12 protein-coding genes are annotated in these 15,832 nt (G+C 42.1%); 3 read left to right on the forward strand and 9 right to left on the reverse strand.

Annotated elements, in window-relative coordinates:
* Window positions 1-108: 108 nt before the first annotated feature.
* The 7 genes from SALWKB2_RS03925 to SALWKB2_RS03955 form a co-directional block, all read right to left on the reverse strand.
* A complete protein-coding gene (locus SALWKB2_RS03925; RefSeq protein WP_025330378.1) occupies window positions 109-732 on the reverse strand; it encodes a riboflavin synthase in 624 nt (207 codons plus the stop codon).
* A gap of 20 nt (window positions 733-752) precedes the next feature.
* The gene (locus SALWKB2_RS03930) at window positions 753-1,250 is read right to left on the reverse strand and encodes an acyl-CoA thioesterase (RefSeq protein WP_025330379.1); all 498 of its coding nucleotides are present in this window, start codon (window positions 1,248-1,250) and stop codon (window positions 753-755) included.
* Window positions 1,251-1,331: 81 nt separating this feature from the next.
* Window positions 1,332-2,408, reverse strand: coding sequence for a magnesium/cobalt transporter CorA (corA, locus tag SALWKB2_RS03935; RefSeq protein ID WP_025330380.1), 1,077 nt, complete (start codon window positions 2,406-2,408; stop codon window positions 1,332-1,334).
* Window positions 2,409-2,433: 25 nt separating this feature from the next.
* On the reverse strand, window positions 2,434-3,933 hold the full coding sequence (gene ppx, locus SALWKB2_RS03940; RefSeq protein WP_025330381.1) for an exopolyphosphatase: 1,500 nt from the start codon (window positions 3,931-3,933) through the stop codon (window positions 2,434-2,436).
* A 352-nt stretch (window positions 3,934-4,285) separates the two neighbouring features.
* Window positions 4,286-5,704 carry a type I glutamate--ammonia ligase gene (gene glnA / locus SALWKB2_RS03945; RefSeq protein ID WP_025330382.1) on the reverse strand — a complete coding sequence of 473 codons (1,419 nt, stop codon included), beginning with the start codon at window positions 5,702-5,704 and terminating at the stop codon, window positions 4,286-4,288.
* Between the two features lie 432 nt (window positions 5,705-6,136).
* The gene (locus SALWKB2_RS03950; protein ID WP_051506411.1) at window positions 6,137-7,267 is read right to left on the reverse strand and encodes a DmpA family aminopeptidase; all 1,131 of its coding nucleotides are present in this window, start codon (window positions 7,265-7,267) and stop codon (window positions 6,137-6,139) included.
* A 74-nt stretch (window positions 7,268-7,341) separates the two neighbouring features.
* Complete coding sequence (locus tag SALWKB2_RS03955; protein WP_025330383.1) at window positions 7,342-8,814, reverse strand: MFS transporter; 1,473 nt, start codon at window positions 8,812-8,814, stop codon at window positions 7,342-7,344.
* A 467-nt stretch (window positions 8,815-9,281) separates the two neighbouring features.
* Between SALWKB2_RS03955 and aroE the strand changes: the two genes are divergently transcribed.
* Together aroE and mtgA are read left to right on the forward strand one after the other, a co-directional pair.
* Window positions 9,282-10,091 carry a shikimate dehydrogenase gene (gene aroE / locus SALWKB2_RS03960; protein WP_025330384.1) on the forward strand — a complete coding sequence of 270 codons (810 nt, stop codon included), beginning with the start codon at window positions 9,282-9,284 and terminating at the stop codon, window positions 10,089-10,091.
* Complete coding sequence (gene mtgA / locus SALWKB2_RS03965; protein ID WP_025330385.1) at window positions 10,088-10,783, forward strand: monofunctional biosynthetic peptidoglycan transglycosylase; 696 nt, start codon at window positions 10,088-10,090, stop codon at window positions 10,781-10,783. The genes aroE and mtgA overlap by 4 nt, the downstream gene beginning before the upstream one ends.
* 34 nt (window positions 10,784-10,817) lie before the next feature.
* Here the strand turns inward: mtgA and SALWKB2_RS03970 are convergent, their stop codons facing one another.
* A complete protein-coding gene (locus SALWKB2_RS03970; RefSeq protein ID WP_025330386.1) occupies window positions 10,818-11,084 on the reverse strand; it encodes a chaperone modulator CbpM in 267 nt (88 codons plus the stop codon).
* A gap of 15 nt (window positions 11,085-11,099) precedes the next feature.
* Window positions 11,100-12,068, reverse strand: coding sequence for a DnaJ C-terminal domain-containing protein (locus SALWKB2_RS03975; RefSeq protein ID WP_025330387.1), 969 nt, complete (start codon window positions 12,066-12,068; stop codon window positions 11,100-11,102).
* Between the two features lie 952 nt (window positions 12,069-13,020).
* Here SALWKB2_RS03975 and aceE point away from each other — a divergent pair.
* A complete protein-coding gene (aceE, locus tag SALWKB2_RS03980; protein ID WP_370570142.1) occupies window positions 13,021-15,729 on the forward strand; it encodes a pyruvate dehydrogenase (acetyl-transferring), homodimeric type in 2,709 nt (902 codons plus the stop codon).
* The last annotated feature ends 103 nt before the right edge of the window (window positions 15,730-15,832 follow it).

Below are 15,832 nucleotides of genomic sequence, written 5' to 3' on the forward strand. Positions count from 1 at the left end.
AATTATTTATAGCCGAATATTTTGAAACTGATTATTACTTATTAGGATAAATAGTAATCAGTTTCTGTATATTTATATAACATATTTTATATATAAGCAAATTTATAATTAATTTTTTACTTTATTTATATACTGTTGCATATATTTCTGCACAGTATCAACAATTGCCTGTGTCTGAGCATCCACTTCGAGATTGATGCGATCATTTACCTGACAGCGTCCAAATAAAGTCCGGTTCAGGGTTTCGGGAATCAGATGAACGTTAAATTCAGTAGTGGTTACCTCGCCGATGGTCAGGCTGCAACCGTTCAGCCCGATAAAACCTTTAGTAAGGATATAAGGGGCTGTACTTTCAGGGAGATTAAACCAGACAGTACGATTATCAGGTGTATCGTCAATTTTATTAATGGTGGTCGTAGTAAAAATATGACCACTCATAATATGACCGCCAATTTCATCCCCATAGCGTGCAGCCCGCTCAATGTTTACCGCATCACCTACTTGTAGTTGTCCTAAATTGGTTTTGGCCAGACTTTCCGCCATGACATCAAAACATACTTCATCACCTTTAATGGCTGTAATGGTCAGGCAGCAGCCATTATTGGCAATAGAAGCACCGATAGTCAGGTTGTCACAGGCTCCCTCAGGGAGACGTACCTGTATTGTGCGCAATTGTTCATACTCTTGAATAGAGGTAACGGTACCTAAACCGCAGACAATTCCTGTAAACATTTATATTCCCTTTAAATAGATCAGGCAGATTGTGTATGTCTGGTTTTTGCAGCTTTTAACCGGGCTTCTTTGCGAATGGCTCCTTCCTGAAAACGGCGAGCCTCTTCTTCGCTGGCAATACATAGCGGCGGTACAACTGTAGGTTTGCCGTTTTTGTCTACAGCAACCATGCTGAAATAACAACTATTAGTGTGACGTGCACTGCGATGCTGGATATCCTGTGCTTCCACGCGAATACCAACTTCCATAGAAGTTCGGCCGACATGGTTAACTGACGCATAAAAAGTAACGAGTTCGCCCACGTGAATTGGTTCTTTGAATATTACCTGATCAACTGATAATGTTACTACATATTCGCCAGAATAACGACTGGCGCAGGCATAGGCTACCTGATCCAGTAGCTTGAGTAAATCTCCGCCATGTACATTTCCGTGAAAATTTGCTAATGCTGGAGTCATAAGTACAGACATGGAAAGCTGATGCTGCGCACCTTGTGGTGGTAAAGGTGTAGGTTTCATGGAATAGCCTCTGATGTGTATTTCTGTATTAATTATTGTCTTTCTATGAAGACTGATTGTTATTATAGAAGCTATTGATAGTTATAACCAGCGCCGTCTGTAGAAATAAATTAATAAGCTAATAATTATAGTCGCCATAAGACCGAGTACCACAAAATAACTATAATGCCAGTGTAATTCAGGCATGTTATCAAAATTCATCCCATAGATACCGGTAAGGACATTCAGTGGCATGACGATGATAGTGATAACGGTAAGCATGCGCATTTGTTCATTCAGATGGTTTGACTGATAGGATAAATGCACATCCATCATGCCCATTACAGTATCTCGTGCACTGTCGAGCGTTTCCATTAATTGCTGGGTATGGTCATACACGTCAAGTAAATAAACATGAGTGTTCTGACTGAACATGGAAAATTCACCATGTACAATTCGGCCGACAATATCACGGATAGGGGAAAGGGTACGGCGCAGATTACTGGCATCACGTTTTAACTGGTGGATCAGAATCAGTAAGTTTTTATTACTGTTGCTAAACAGGCGTTTGTCAACACCTTCAACCCGATTATCAAATTCATCTACAGTAACGAAATAATCATCAATGATACGATCCAGTAATGAATACGCCAGAAAATCAATTCCTTTGCGGTAGATATCGCTGTAATTATGCTGAATATATTTACGGATAATATGCAGTAATCCAAGCGGTTCAAACTGGAAAGTAATAATATAATTCTGACCGATAATGATATAAATCTGGTTATATTGCAGTTTTTGTTTTTTATAAACAAAAACTCGTGCGGCTACAAATAGATAATGTCCATAGTCTTCAATTTTCGGACGCTGCTTGCGACTAAGCATGTCTTCCATGGCCAGTTCATGGATATTAAAAGGCTGTAATAGCTGATGCAACTGTTCGTTATCAGTAATACCAATCAGGTGAATCCATGTAAGACACTCTGTATCAGGTGCCGGTATGTTTTTACTGCATATATCGTCGCCAGTGAAGCTATGATTGATTAGTTGCTTTTCTTTAATCCGGATAATAGTCATGGATTGTGCCGGCATGTTGCTGACATTGCTGCGATGTACCAGACTAGGCAGATTATGGGTCTGAGCCAGTTTGTTACTGGAAACATTCGGCGTTGTACTCATGGGACATCCTTGACTGATTTCTGGTTTACATGGCTTTGATTTCTAACTGTAATCCAATTTTCTGCCATAAAACAGATTCCTGCAATAAGACACTATCTGTAAGCGGATTGTGTTTTAACCTTTCTTTACTCAGGCTGATGGTCAGTTTCCTTAACTGTTTGTCATAGTGAATGTCACAATGATTCACCGGTATCTGAATGTCTTGCCGTGCCCGGCAGAACAGTGCAGCCAGCCGTAATGACAATATACCCAGCCAGAGCATTTCCTGCTGACTGAATTCGGCTATTTTCCGTAGGTCGCCGCGCTGTCCTAATACCATTGTGGCCAGAATATGCTGTTCTTTACGTGAAAAACCGGGCATATCAGCCTGATCGAGGATATAGGCTGCATGCTTATGAAAACCAGTATGGGAAATATCCAGACCAATTTCATGTACCAGCGCAGCCCAGTGTACATATTGCTGCCATTGTTCCGGATGATCAGGAGAGACGGAGGCGGACAGATGATTGAATATCATTTGAGCCAGCCCAGCTACCCGTTCTGCCTGGATGGTGTCAACATGATAGCGCTGCTGAAAATCAGCTATAGTCTGGTTGCGCATATCATCACCAAGTTGTCGTCCGATCATGTCGTAAAACACACCATCCCGCAGTGCTGCATCGGTTACTGTCATTTCGCTGATATTCAGTTCGGCAAAGGCGGCGATCATTACAGCCAGTCCGCCGGCAAAAACCTCTGTCCGGTCTGATTTTAAGCCTTCCAGTTTGGCTTTTTTGGTACTTCCGGCTGCAATAATATGATTGGCAATTTTGTGCATTTGTGTTGCGGTAATTGCATCGATGGTTGTGTCGCCGGCTGCAATCACATCGCGAATTGAGCGGGCAGAGCCGGAGGTACCAATAGCGTAATGCCAGCCAATATTTTTAAGTGCGACGGAAATACGCTGAATTTCTGCCCGTGCATTGTTGACTGCGGCCTGAAAATTTTTATGGTGTATTTTACCGCGCGGGAAGAACCGCATACTGTAGGAAACACAGCCAAGATTCAGGCTTTCAGTAATGGCAGGCTGTAAATCCTGTCCGATAACAAATTCAGTAGAGCCGCCGCCAATATCTATTACCAGCATGTTTTCACCCTTAGGCGGTAAGGTGTGAACCACACCGGTATATATCAGTCTGGCTTCTTCGCGTCCGGCAATAATATCAATCGGAAAACCCAGTCTGGCTTCGGCAAGCGGTATAAACTGGCTGATATTTTTGGCAACGCGAAAAGTATTGGTTGCAACAACTCTTACCTGGTCGGGATTGAAACCACGCAGCCTTTCTCCGAATCTGGCCAGACAATCCAATGCACGTTGCTGAGAATCCTGATCAAGATTTTTTTGTTCGTCCAGTCCTGCTGCCAGCCTTACCATTTCTTTGATGGAATCAATGACCTGTAAATGGCCGTTCTGATTGTGGCAAATCTGGAGACGAAAACTGTTAGAGCCTAGGTCTACAGTAGCGAGCATGTCTTGCGTGGTCATAATAAATATTTTTTTAGTTCAGATAGACATAATGTTACCGTATCCCTACCGTAACTGCCATGAATGGCTGTTTTACCAAATGCTGTCGGCGAAAATGATACACAAGTAACAGTGAATTTTATTTTTGAATAAAAATAAAAAGGAGAAATTTGTGATTGAATGTACTTAAGTATTTCGGCAGAGCTGAATACTTTACATTGCTATTATGCTGACAGATTGCAGAAGTGTATAAAGCTTGAGTCAGCTAAAATCCGGATACAATTCAGACCGCTTTATCTGTGGGATAAATTTTACCGGTATGGCGGATTTATTCACAGATAAGCGGTCTGAGAATCAGCTTGAGACTAATATTTTACAGACTGTAATACATTTCAAATTCAAGCGGATGTGGTGCCATACGGATGCGTTTTACATCATCGCTCTTGAATTCAATATAGCTGTCGATCCAGTCCTGACTGAATACGCCGCCACGGGTTAAAAATTCATGGTCTGCTTTCAGTGCTTCCAGTGCCTCTTCTAAAGAAGCACATACGGTTGGTACCAGAGCATCTTCTTCCGGTGGTAAATCGTACAGATTTTTATCTGAAGGATCACCCGGATGAATTTTATTCTGGATGCCGTCCAGTCCGGCCATTAACAAAGCGGTGAAAGCCAGATAAGGATTAGCGGTTGGATCCGGAAAACGAGCTTCGATACGGCGGGCTTTTGCACTGGCAACGTACGGAATGCGGATAGAAGCTGAACGGTTTTTGGCAGAGTAGGCCAGTTTAGTCGGGGCTTCAAAATGCGGTACCAGACGTTTGTAAGAGTTGGTTGACGGATTAGTCAGCGCATTCAGTGCTTTAGCATGTTTAATGATACCGCCGATGTAGTACAAAGCCAGATCAGACAAGCCGGCGTAGCCATCACCGGAAAACAGATTTTGTCCGTCTTTCCAGATAGACTGATGTACATGCATACCGGAACCATTGTCACCCAGAATAGGTTTTGGCATGAAAGTAGCAGTTTTGCCAAAGTTGTGCGCTACATTCTGGATGACATATTTCATATCTTGTGTCCAGTCAGCACGGCGCACCAGTGTATTGAAGCGGGTACCGATTTCCATCTGACCGGCTGTGGCAACTTCGTGGTGATGTACTTCTACCGGAATGCCGATCGCTTCCAGTGTCTGGGTGCAGGCAGAACGTAAATCCTGACCGGAATCAACAGGTGCTACAGGGAAATAGCCGCCTTTAACGCCCGGGCGGTGTCCGGTATTCTGACCGTCATATGATTTACCGCTAGACCATGCGGCTTCTTCAGAATGAATTTTGTAACGGGTACCGCTCATATCGGTTTGCCATTCTACGCCGTCAAACACGAAAAATTCCGGTTCCGGACCAAAGAATGCAGTATCACCGATACCGGTTGATTTCAGATAAGCTTCGGCACGTTTTGCGATGGAGCGCGGATCACGGTCGTAACCCTGACCATTAGCCGGATCGATAACATCACAGGTTAAAACTACTGTGGTGTCATCATAGAAAGGGTCAATAAATGCTGTCGATGCATCTGGTCTCAGAGTCATATCGGAAGCCTGAATTCCTTTCCAGCCGGCGATGGAAGAACCATCAAAAGCCTGACCGTTTTCAAACCATTCTTCAGGGTCTTCCAGCACAATTCTGGCTGGCACGGATACGTGCTGCTGTTTGCCTTTTGTATCGGTAAAGCGCAAATCAATGAATTTGGCATCATTTTCTTCAATCAGGCTAACTACTTTTTTTATTGACATATTTAAGGCTCCCATTAAGGTCTGGAGAGTAACAAACTCTCCGGCAAGTTAAGGTGATTCTGCCACATTCAATTTGTAAAAAAAACGCATTGATGTAAAAAAAGCCGGTTTTTTATAATGGATTAAATTAATTTATTTAAAAACATGTTGTTATATATATCTATTTTGGTTTATATCAGAATTTGTGAACTATCAGATTTAGTTATTCAATACAGAAAAATTTAATAAATCAAATACCGTCAGGAAATAAAGAAGAGCCAGGTTGATGTATCAGGCAAAATATTAACGGTAAATAAAAGGCGTTATTTCAAATTTTCTTATGTTATTGATTCGGAATGCTGATATTTGAATCGAATCGTATTAATTTATTTCAGCCCGTAAGTTATCTGTTAACTCATAATTAACGGGCTGAAATTGATAAATATTAATTATTTATTTGATTTTTCCGTATTTTTTCAAAATTGCTAACAGTTGATCCTGCGGTAGCGCCTGAACCAGATTGTGGTCACGACCTTCCATGGTTTCAGCTGCACATAAAGCATTTAATACTGCTTCTTCAACTGCTTCTACTGTGGCAATATAAAGCGGATCAATAATTTCATCGCTCAGCATATCAATTTTGCTGATGCCCAGACTGTAAGCATTTTCATTAGCGGTAGAGAAAGCCAGAAAAATGTCGCCGGAACCGTTATCACCATAAGCGCCGAGTAAGCCGATGCCAATAGGGACACGTTTGGTAAGTTTACTCAGTTGCCAGGGAAGTAACGGGGCGTCGGTAGCCAGAATCACAATGATAGATCCTGTTCCCGGCTTGGGGGCAAAAGTATTAATTACCGGCATGGTTTCAGGACCAAATTCATCTTTCAGCGGAATACCGCAAATTTGAAAAGTATCACGCATCCCATGGTTGGCCTGTACCAGTACACCCAGAGTAAATTCACCGGCTTCTGTGCTGACTATACGTGATGCGGTGCCGGTACCACCTTTGAAATCATGGCAGATCATGCCGGTGCCACCACCGACGTTACCTTCAGCAATGGCACCTGCGTGTGCATTATTTAAAGCCTCAAGTGCATGTTCAGGTTTGATATGAAAACCATTAATGTCGTTTAATAATCCGTCCCATGTTTCGCCCACTACCGGATAAAAATATCCTACGCCGTCTACAGGCTGACCATTGTTAACATATGGAAAATAAAAGTGATTATCTATCATCCATTTGCTGGTGGTATCGCGAACAATACCTACGCTGTTAGTATTGGTAATGAGTACCGGACCATGCATTAAACCTGAATCATCCAGCCAGTGTGTGCCGGTTAATTCTCCATTGCCGTTTAAATCATGCCTGCCAACGAATACAGCACTGTGTTGTTTACCTCTGGGCAAAATAGCGGTTACACCAGTACGGGCAAAGGCTGAACCCGGACCTGTATAATCATCCGGTGTACCATAGATAACGGTACTGTAGCCAACTTCAATGCCGCATACATCGGTTATCGCATTGTTTTTGCCAGTGATGCCGGTTAGAGGAATTCCTAATTCCCGTGCACGTTTCTTAGTCATAATATTTCTCCTTTTTTACATGTATCATGTTGTTTATCTTGATTATATTGTAAATATCAGCTTTTGCAGTATTTTTACAATAATTGTTTGAAATTACTGGTGGTGTACGGCTGCTGCTCTTTTTTTGCTTTAAGAGCGGTAAGTAATGCCTGATAACGGCTGCGGGTCAGTGGATAACCAATGGCACACAGTGCAGCAATAATGCCGGCTAATGCATGAATCCATGTGTTTAATTCCAGAATAGCCTGTTGTGCCAGTGGTGGCTGAATAATGGTTTCCTGACCTGTGGATGATATATATCCATGTTTCTCCAGATAAAAACCAATAAACCAAATGGCCAGTGCACTACCGAATTTTTGTAAGAATGACATCAGGGCTGTAATTGCTCCTTCTCTTCGTTTGTTGTTAATAAAATCATCCAGCTCACTAATGTCGTACATCATGGAATAATATATAGTCCAAAAATAACTATTACCAAGTTGCAGCAGAATTAAAAAAATTATCAGCATAGTTCTGTTAGGAAATCCGCAAAAAAAGAATACGCCTGTGCCTATTGAGCTGATGAGCATAGACAGATAATAGACATTTCTTTTATCAAATTTCTGCGCGGTATAATTTACAGCGGGAAGCCAGGCAAGAGCCAGTAAGCTGTAAATCAAAAAACAGATCGCAGCATCTTTTTCGCTGTATGCCATGTTGTTTAAGAATAAATAATATAAGGCTCCGGTACTGAGCGCGTAAGCAGCCGACCAGAAAAAAACTGATGCGCCGAGAAATTTACTTGATGAAAGACGCCAGATTTCAATCATGTTACTGATAACTTCGCGAATAAAAGCCAGAAGCCGGTATCTGCTATGTATTCGGCTTGTTTTATGCCGGACAGGCAGTTCATAACCACGTGTCAGAAACCAGCAGGTGAGTCCGCTCAGTAAAGTCAGAACAGCAAATATCACACTCACGCCGTGCCAGCCGCTGCTGACACTGAATCCATGATCTACAATCCATTTAACAATCAGCGGCGGAGCGCAAGAAGATACAAGAACGGCTGCATTAAGTGCATAACCCGCCCATACCCGAAGCGAAGTACGTTCATCAAAGTTATTGGTCATTTCTGCACCTAAAGTGTAGAAAGGTATGACGTAGATTTTGTAAGCAGACCAGAACAGAATGGCAATTATGGTGAAATAAACCGTTTTCTGATTGGTGCTGAGAGATGAAATATCAGTATAGAGCAGTAACAATAGCAGGGTATATGGCAGAATAGCTGCCAGCATTAATGGTCTGCGCCGCCCCCAGTGTGAACAGATATTATCTGAAAACTGACCTACCAGCGGATCAGCCACAGCATCCCAGATAACAGCAATCAGAACAATAGTACCTGCCTGAGCAGCAGGAATGCTGGCAACGTTTGTCAGAAAAAAAAGATAAAAAACATAAAAAAGATTATAGGCGAGTGAATCAGCCATTTGTCCGATGGCATATCCCAGTTTAACGTGTAAGGGTAATTTATTGAATGTGTGAGGAATGACAGGCCGGCGAGTATGCATGATTCATCCTGATAAAAACTATATCAATTGGCATTGCAATATGCATTGCATAAAAATTAAAAATTTTTGCTTCAGATGCTGGCCTGATATCAGATTATTTTTTGAACGTGCTGATTGATTGAATGCCAGCTGATTGATAAGTAGTTTTGTGTTTACCTGGATGTAATCAGGTTTTATTACGGTTAATCGATAATCCGAAAATTAAAGAGTAAGCGCGAGTAAATCATACGGTAAATTGAAGTTAAATAAAAATAATTTTTACAATTGTTGCTAATTGGTCTGGTTTTCAGGCTAAAAAACTAATTTTATTCAGGCAGAAATTTATTTAGCGACCAGATATGCATGCGTATGAAAACCAGCGTCTGCTTATCATGAAAGAAAAATTAATGGTTTTATGATAGGGTTTTGCCTTTAACCGGTGTAGTCTGGATAATGGCAACAGTTATTTACATAGCAGAGGGGAGTCAATGAGTATATTTGCAGTATTGGGTAATCCTGTAGCGCATAGTCGTTCTCCGCAAATTCATCAGGCTTTTGCTGCTCAGCACGGTCAAAAGTTAATTTATGAGCGGCGTCTGATTGCTGTTGATGATTTTGCTGCACAAGCCAGAGAATTTTTTAAAGCTGGCGGAACCGGGGCTAATGTTACTGTGCCTTTTAAGCATGAGGCTTATATTCTGGCTAATGTGCTGACTGAACGGGCTAAAGCAGCAAAAGCTGTTAATACTTTATTCTGGCGCAACGGGCAGTTGCTGGGGGACAATACTGACGGTATCGGTCTGGTGCGGGCAATTGAAGAATTATTGTCTTTTTCTCTGAGTAATAAACATATATTACTGCTGGGAGCAGGTGGTGCAGCATGTGGTGTCATTCAGCCACTTTTACAGCAACTGCCGGCTTCACTGACCATTGCTAACCGCTCAGCAGAAAAAGCGCAGTTGCTTGCTCAGGAGCATAATGTAAACTGGTGCGCGGTAACGCAGATAAAACCAGAATATGATGTCATTATCAATGCTACCTCAGGTAGTTTACACGGGCAGAAATTACCTGTGTCTGTGCCAGTACTGGCCAGAGCGCAACTGGTTTACGATATGATGTATTCGGCAAAGCTCACCCCTTTTTTGCTTCAGGCTCATGAAGCAGGGTGCCGGCATCTGGCTGATGGTCTTGGTATGCTGGTAGCGCAGGCAGCAGCCTCATATGCATTGTGGCATGGTTTTAATCCTGATATCCGGCCGGTAACCGAGCAGATACGTAAAGAAATGGAACAGTCATGAAAATCGTGCGTAATTTGTTAATTGTGCTCGTTACGCTGTTTTTGCTGTTTAATGTTTATATTTATGGCAGTCTGTTAATCTATCGGACAGTGGCGCCGCACCGTACCATGTTTATGTTGTTACGTATGCATGAGCTGGCTGAAACCCGCCCGGATACGCAGTTGAATTATCAGTGGGTAGCTTACAACCGTATTTCGCCCAATCTGAAAAAAGCGCTGATTGCCTCAGAAGATGCGCGTTTTGCCGAACATGACGGTTTTGACTGGAATGGTATCCGTACGGCAATTAAAAAAAATGAACGTCAGGGTAATATTAAGGCTGGCGGGTCAACCATCAGCCAGCAGCTGGCTAAAAATCTGTTTTTATCTGAAAGTCGCAGTTACTGGCGTAAAGCAGAAGAAGCAGTGATTACTTCGCTGCTTGAAGCTACAACCAATAAAGACCGGATTTTTGCGCTATATCTGAATGTAATTGAGTGGGGATATGGGATATACGGTGCCGAAGCGGCCAGTGAAACGATTTATGGACGAACCGCCATGCAGTTGTCACCGCAACAGGCAGCCAAACTCGCTGCGCGTGTACCCAGACCACTTTATTACATTGATCATCCGCGAGATAAAGAAATTCGCCGTAAAGCCAACGTTATTTTACGGCGAATGGGTTCTGCACAATTGCCGGATAATGACCAGTAACTGCATAGAGTATTGGTTAATTACTCACTCCGGATTAACCGCGTCGGCGTAAATCTTCTACTTCATCCAGTAATTGCAGAATCAGTGCAGTGGCACTCGCGCTGGCATCAAAATCACGATGAATACGCCATGCACGGCGGGCAATAGCCATATGATAGCCACTATAGCGCGCCAATTGCGGTTCCTGTGCAACAGGAATAACGCTTTCAGCAATCAGGCTTAATATCCAGTTACTCTGATTGTCACAGGCACGAACCAGATCATCAAAGCTTAATTCAATATCTTGTTGATTTTTATTCATTCTTCGCTCCTGTTATCAAACATGATTCTGGGGTTTAAAACCGGCATAATGCGTGGCAAGTGCCTGCCATGCGGCACGGTCTGCTTCGTTACTGGCTTGTGGCAGCACAATATTTATCAGCAGATACAAATCACCGGCTGCTTTTGCCGGTATACCTTTACCTTTCAGGCGCATTTTCTGCCCGTTGTAGCTGTTGGTAGGAATATTGACACTCAGTTTGCCGGCCGGAGTAGTAATATCTGTTTTACCGCCCAATGCAGCAGTCCAGGGAGCAACGTTGATACGCTGGTAAACATCTTTACGGTTCTGGACATATAAATTATCCTGATTACGGAAACTGATTTTTAAATATAAATCTCCGGATGAACCACCGTTAAAACCAGGTAATCCCTGACCGCTAAGCCGGATTTGCTGACCTTCAGTAATCCCTGCCGGAATTTTTACATTGAGTGTTTTACGCTCATAAGCCATTTGCCCCTGAGCATTCAGTGTAGGCATATCCAGGGATAAATTACGCTGTGCTCCCTGATAGGCTGCGGCTATATCAATAACCAGCTCAGCATGCTGGTCTTCTCCGCCTACCGGACCGCTTCGGCGTTGTTGAAAGCCTTGTCTTGCACTGCTGCCGAAAGCAGAGAATAAGTCGTCAAAACGAAAATCGCCATTGCCAAAGGCTCCGTTCTGACCAAAGTGACTTGGGTCAAAATCATACTGCTGATAACTGTAATCACCCTGGCTACCTCCAGCCTGCCGGCTGCTATGCCGGAACGGATTGTCCAGCATTTCATCATATTCAGCCCGTTTTTCCTTATCATGTAAGGTTTCATAAGCAATATTGATTTCACTAGTTTTAGCTACGGCATCAGGATCTTTACTTACGTCTGGGTGATATTTGCGAACCAGTTTACGATAGGCTTTTTTGATATCGTCTTCGCTGGCATTTCGATCAACACCGAGAATTTCATAATAATTGCGTTCAGCCATATTTTATCCTTTGCTGAAATTTCTATTCGTTTTCAAAATACTATTTAAATCAAAATAAGGTCAAATGATTAAGATTTAAAGTGCTTATTTTATGTAGTAAAAACAATTAATAAAATATATATTTGTGTTTTAATTATAGATAAATAAAAATGAAATGATTAATTTTTGAAGTCTGAAAGAAATTAAAACTTGATTTGATAATGCGGTAAAGAAAAATTGTAATAATCCAGCTAATATAATATTGATTAGATTAAATAAATTATAAATTGAGATTGAAAATAACAGAATGTGAAATAATTTTATGGGATCAATTTATGATAATTATTTAACATTAAACTATAAATAAAATTCTAAAGAATTAAAACTAAGATAAAAAATAAAGAAAATTTCATTTGTCTGAGTAAAACTGATACTGATAACTTGATTTAGGTTTGGTTGTTTAAAGCAGCGAATAAACAAATTGATTACTCAGTAATAGCGTTTGTATAAAATAAAATTTATTAGTTAATAAATGTCAATTAATGTGCGGAAGTTCAAAAATAATTCCAATTCTGAATTTATTAATAAAAAATAGTTTTTGTTAATGATAATTACGTATTTGGTATTAATATAACTTATTATATTTACTTTTGTTTTATCTAATTACCTGTTTTTGGCATAGTAAAAATCATTTACCACATTCTGATAAACTTTCTGTGATGATTTGTTTATTTGTTTTAAATCAGAAAATTGGTGTAAAAATACATTGCTGTTTAGGTATTACGCTGGTACGATTTAAACGAAAATACAGTATGTTGCATCACAATAATATATGCTTTTATTCAACTAAGATTATGCAGATTTATTGTAAGTTATTTGAATTTATTTGTATTTCTTTTAATTAATTTGGTAAAGCATCTGGTTAATAAAGAAAATGATAAATGAAATAGCAACAACATAAAGTGTTTTGTTCATGACTCAATCCCAAATGAAAGAGGATATTGCTATGTCTGCTGACTTCCATGATCAAGATATCGATCCGATTGAAACCCAGGAATGGCTGGATTCGCTCAGCTCGGTGCTGAAAGAAGAGGGACCTGAACGCGCGCATTATTTAATGGAAAGCCTGGTGCGCTATATCCGCCGCCGGGGTATTTATATGCCGTTCAGTGCCACAACAGCCTATCTGAATACTATTCCTGTTGGTAAAGAAAAAAAATCACCGGGTAATCATGAATTAGAGCACCGAATCCGATCACTGGTGCGCTGGAATGCAGCAGCACTGGTATTAAATGCCAGCAAAAAGAATCTTGAGCTGGGCGGGCATATTGCCAGCTTTCAGTCTTGTGCTACTTTATATGATGTTGGTTTCAATCACTTCTGGCATGGTAAAACAGATAATCAGGAAGGCGATCTGGTATTTTTCCAGGGTCATAGTGCACCTGGTTTCTATGCACGTGCATTTGTTGAAGGCCGCTTAACTGAAGAACAGATGAGTAATTTCCGTCAGGAAGTACATGGTAATGGTCTGTCTTCTTATCCGCATCCGTGGCTGATGCCTGACTTCTGGCAGTTCCCGACAGTTTCTATGGGTCTGGGACCAATCCAGGGTATTTATCAGGCCCGTTTGCTGAAATACCTGGAATCCCGTGGTCTGGCGAAAACTCAGGGCCGTAAAGTATGGGTATTCTGTGGTGACGGCGAAATGGATGAGCCGGAAAGTCAGGGCGCAATTGCACTGGCTGCCCGTGATGGATTAGATAACCTGATTTTTGTTGTTAACTGTAACTTGCAGCGTCTGGACGGACCGGTACGCGGTAACGGTAAAATTATTCAGGAACTGGAAGGCAACTTCCGCGGTGCCGGCTGGAATGTACTGAAAGTAATCTGGGGCAGTAAGTGGGATGCACTGCTGGCTCAGGATAAAGATAATCTGCTGAAAAAACGCATGGAAGAATGTGTTGACGGTGATTATCAGATGTATAAATCACAGAATGGCGCATATGTGCGCGAACACTTCTTCAATACGCCTGAACTGAAAGCCATGGTGGCTAATATGTCAGACGATGAAATCTGGTCACTGAACCGTGGTGGTCACGATCCGCATAAAGTGTATGCCGCTTACTATGAAGCAGTTAATAATCCGGATGGCCGTCCGACTGTAATTCTGGCTAAAACCATTAAAGGTTATGGCATGGGTGCTTCCGGTGAGGCACAGAATACTGCTCACCAGGCTAAGAAAATGGATATGAAATCTTTGAAGCAGTTCCGTGATCGTTTCCAGATTCCGGTAACTGATGAAGAGATGGAACATACTCTGCCATTCTTCCGTCTGCCTGAAGACAGCGAAGAAATGAAATACATGAAAGAGCGTCGTGCTCAGCTGGGTGGTTTCCTGCCTTACCGTCATCCTGATTCTGAGCAGCTGCCAATTCCGCCATTAAGTGAATTTGAAGCTCAGCTGCAGGATAGCGGAGACCGTGAATTCTCTACAACAATGGCCTTCGTACGTATTCTGAGTACACTGCTTAAAGATAAAAATATCGGCAAGCGGATTGTGCCGATTGTGCCGGATGAAAGCCGTACATTCGGTATGGAAGGTCTGTTCCGTCAGTATGCTATCTGGAATCCGAAAGGTCAGATTTACACCCCGCAGGATCACGACCAGCTGATGTTCTATAAAGAATCTAAAAATGGTCAGATTTTCCAGGAAGGTATTAATGAGCCGGGTGCAATGAGTTCATGGATTGCTGCTGCAACAAGCTATTCCAATAATGATTGCCCGCTAATCCCGTTCTATATTTATTATTCAATGTTTGGTTTCCAGCGTATCGGCGATCTGGCCTGGGCTGCTGGTGATCAGCGTGCCCGCGGCTTTATGCTGGGTGGTACTTCCGGCCGTACAACTCTGAACGGTGAAGGCTTGCAGCATCAGGATGGTCACAGTCATATTCAGGCTGAGCTGATTCCGAACTGCATTTCCTATGACCCGTCCTTCTCTTATGAAGTTGCTGTCATTATTCAGCATGGTCTGCAGCGCATGTATGTAGACCGTGAAGATGTGTTCTATTACATCACTCTGATGAACCAGAACTATAAACATCCGGCTATGCCGCAGCGTGAAGGAATCGAACAGCAGATTCTGAAAGGTATGTATCTGTTGCAGGAAGGTGGCAGCGGTAAACTGAAAGTGCAGTTAATGGGTTCCGGTGTTATTTTGCAGGAAGTGATTGCTGCAGCAGAACTGCTGAAACAGGATTTCGATGTTGATGCCAATATCTGGAGTGTGACTTCATTTAATGAACTGTACCGTGATGGTATTGATATCGAACGCTACAACCGTCTGCATCCGACCGATACCCAGAAAGTACCTTATGTGACTCAATTACTGTCTGGTCATGAAGGTCCGATTGTGGCTTCAACCGATTATGTACGTCACTTTGCTGACCGTATTCGTGCTTATGTACCACAGGATGTGTTCACAGTTCTGGGTACAGATGGCTTTGGTCGCAGTGATTCCCGTGACAATTTACGTGAGTTCTTTGAAATCAACCGTTACCACGTGGCTGTAGCTGCTCTGAATGGTCTGGCTGATGAAGGCAAGATCAGTAAACAGGTGGTACAGGATGCCATCAATAAATATGGTATCAAGGCTGATGTAGAACCGAGCTGGGCACGTTAATAAACCCAATGCCTGAAGTTCATTCGGATTTCAGGCAGGTTTTGCTGGCTGTGCAAGCTAATGATTGTCGGACGCAGGCTTAAGCCTGCTGTCATCAAAGGAC

Source organism: Snodgrassella alvi wkB2 (genome assembly GCF_000600005.1).
GTDB classification, from domain to species: Bacteria; Pseudomonadota; Gammaproteobacteria; order Burkholderiales; family Neisseriaceae; genus Snodgrassella; species Snodgrassella alvi.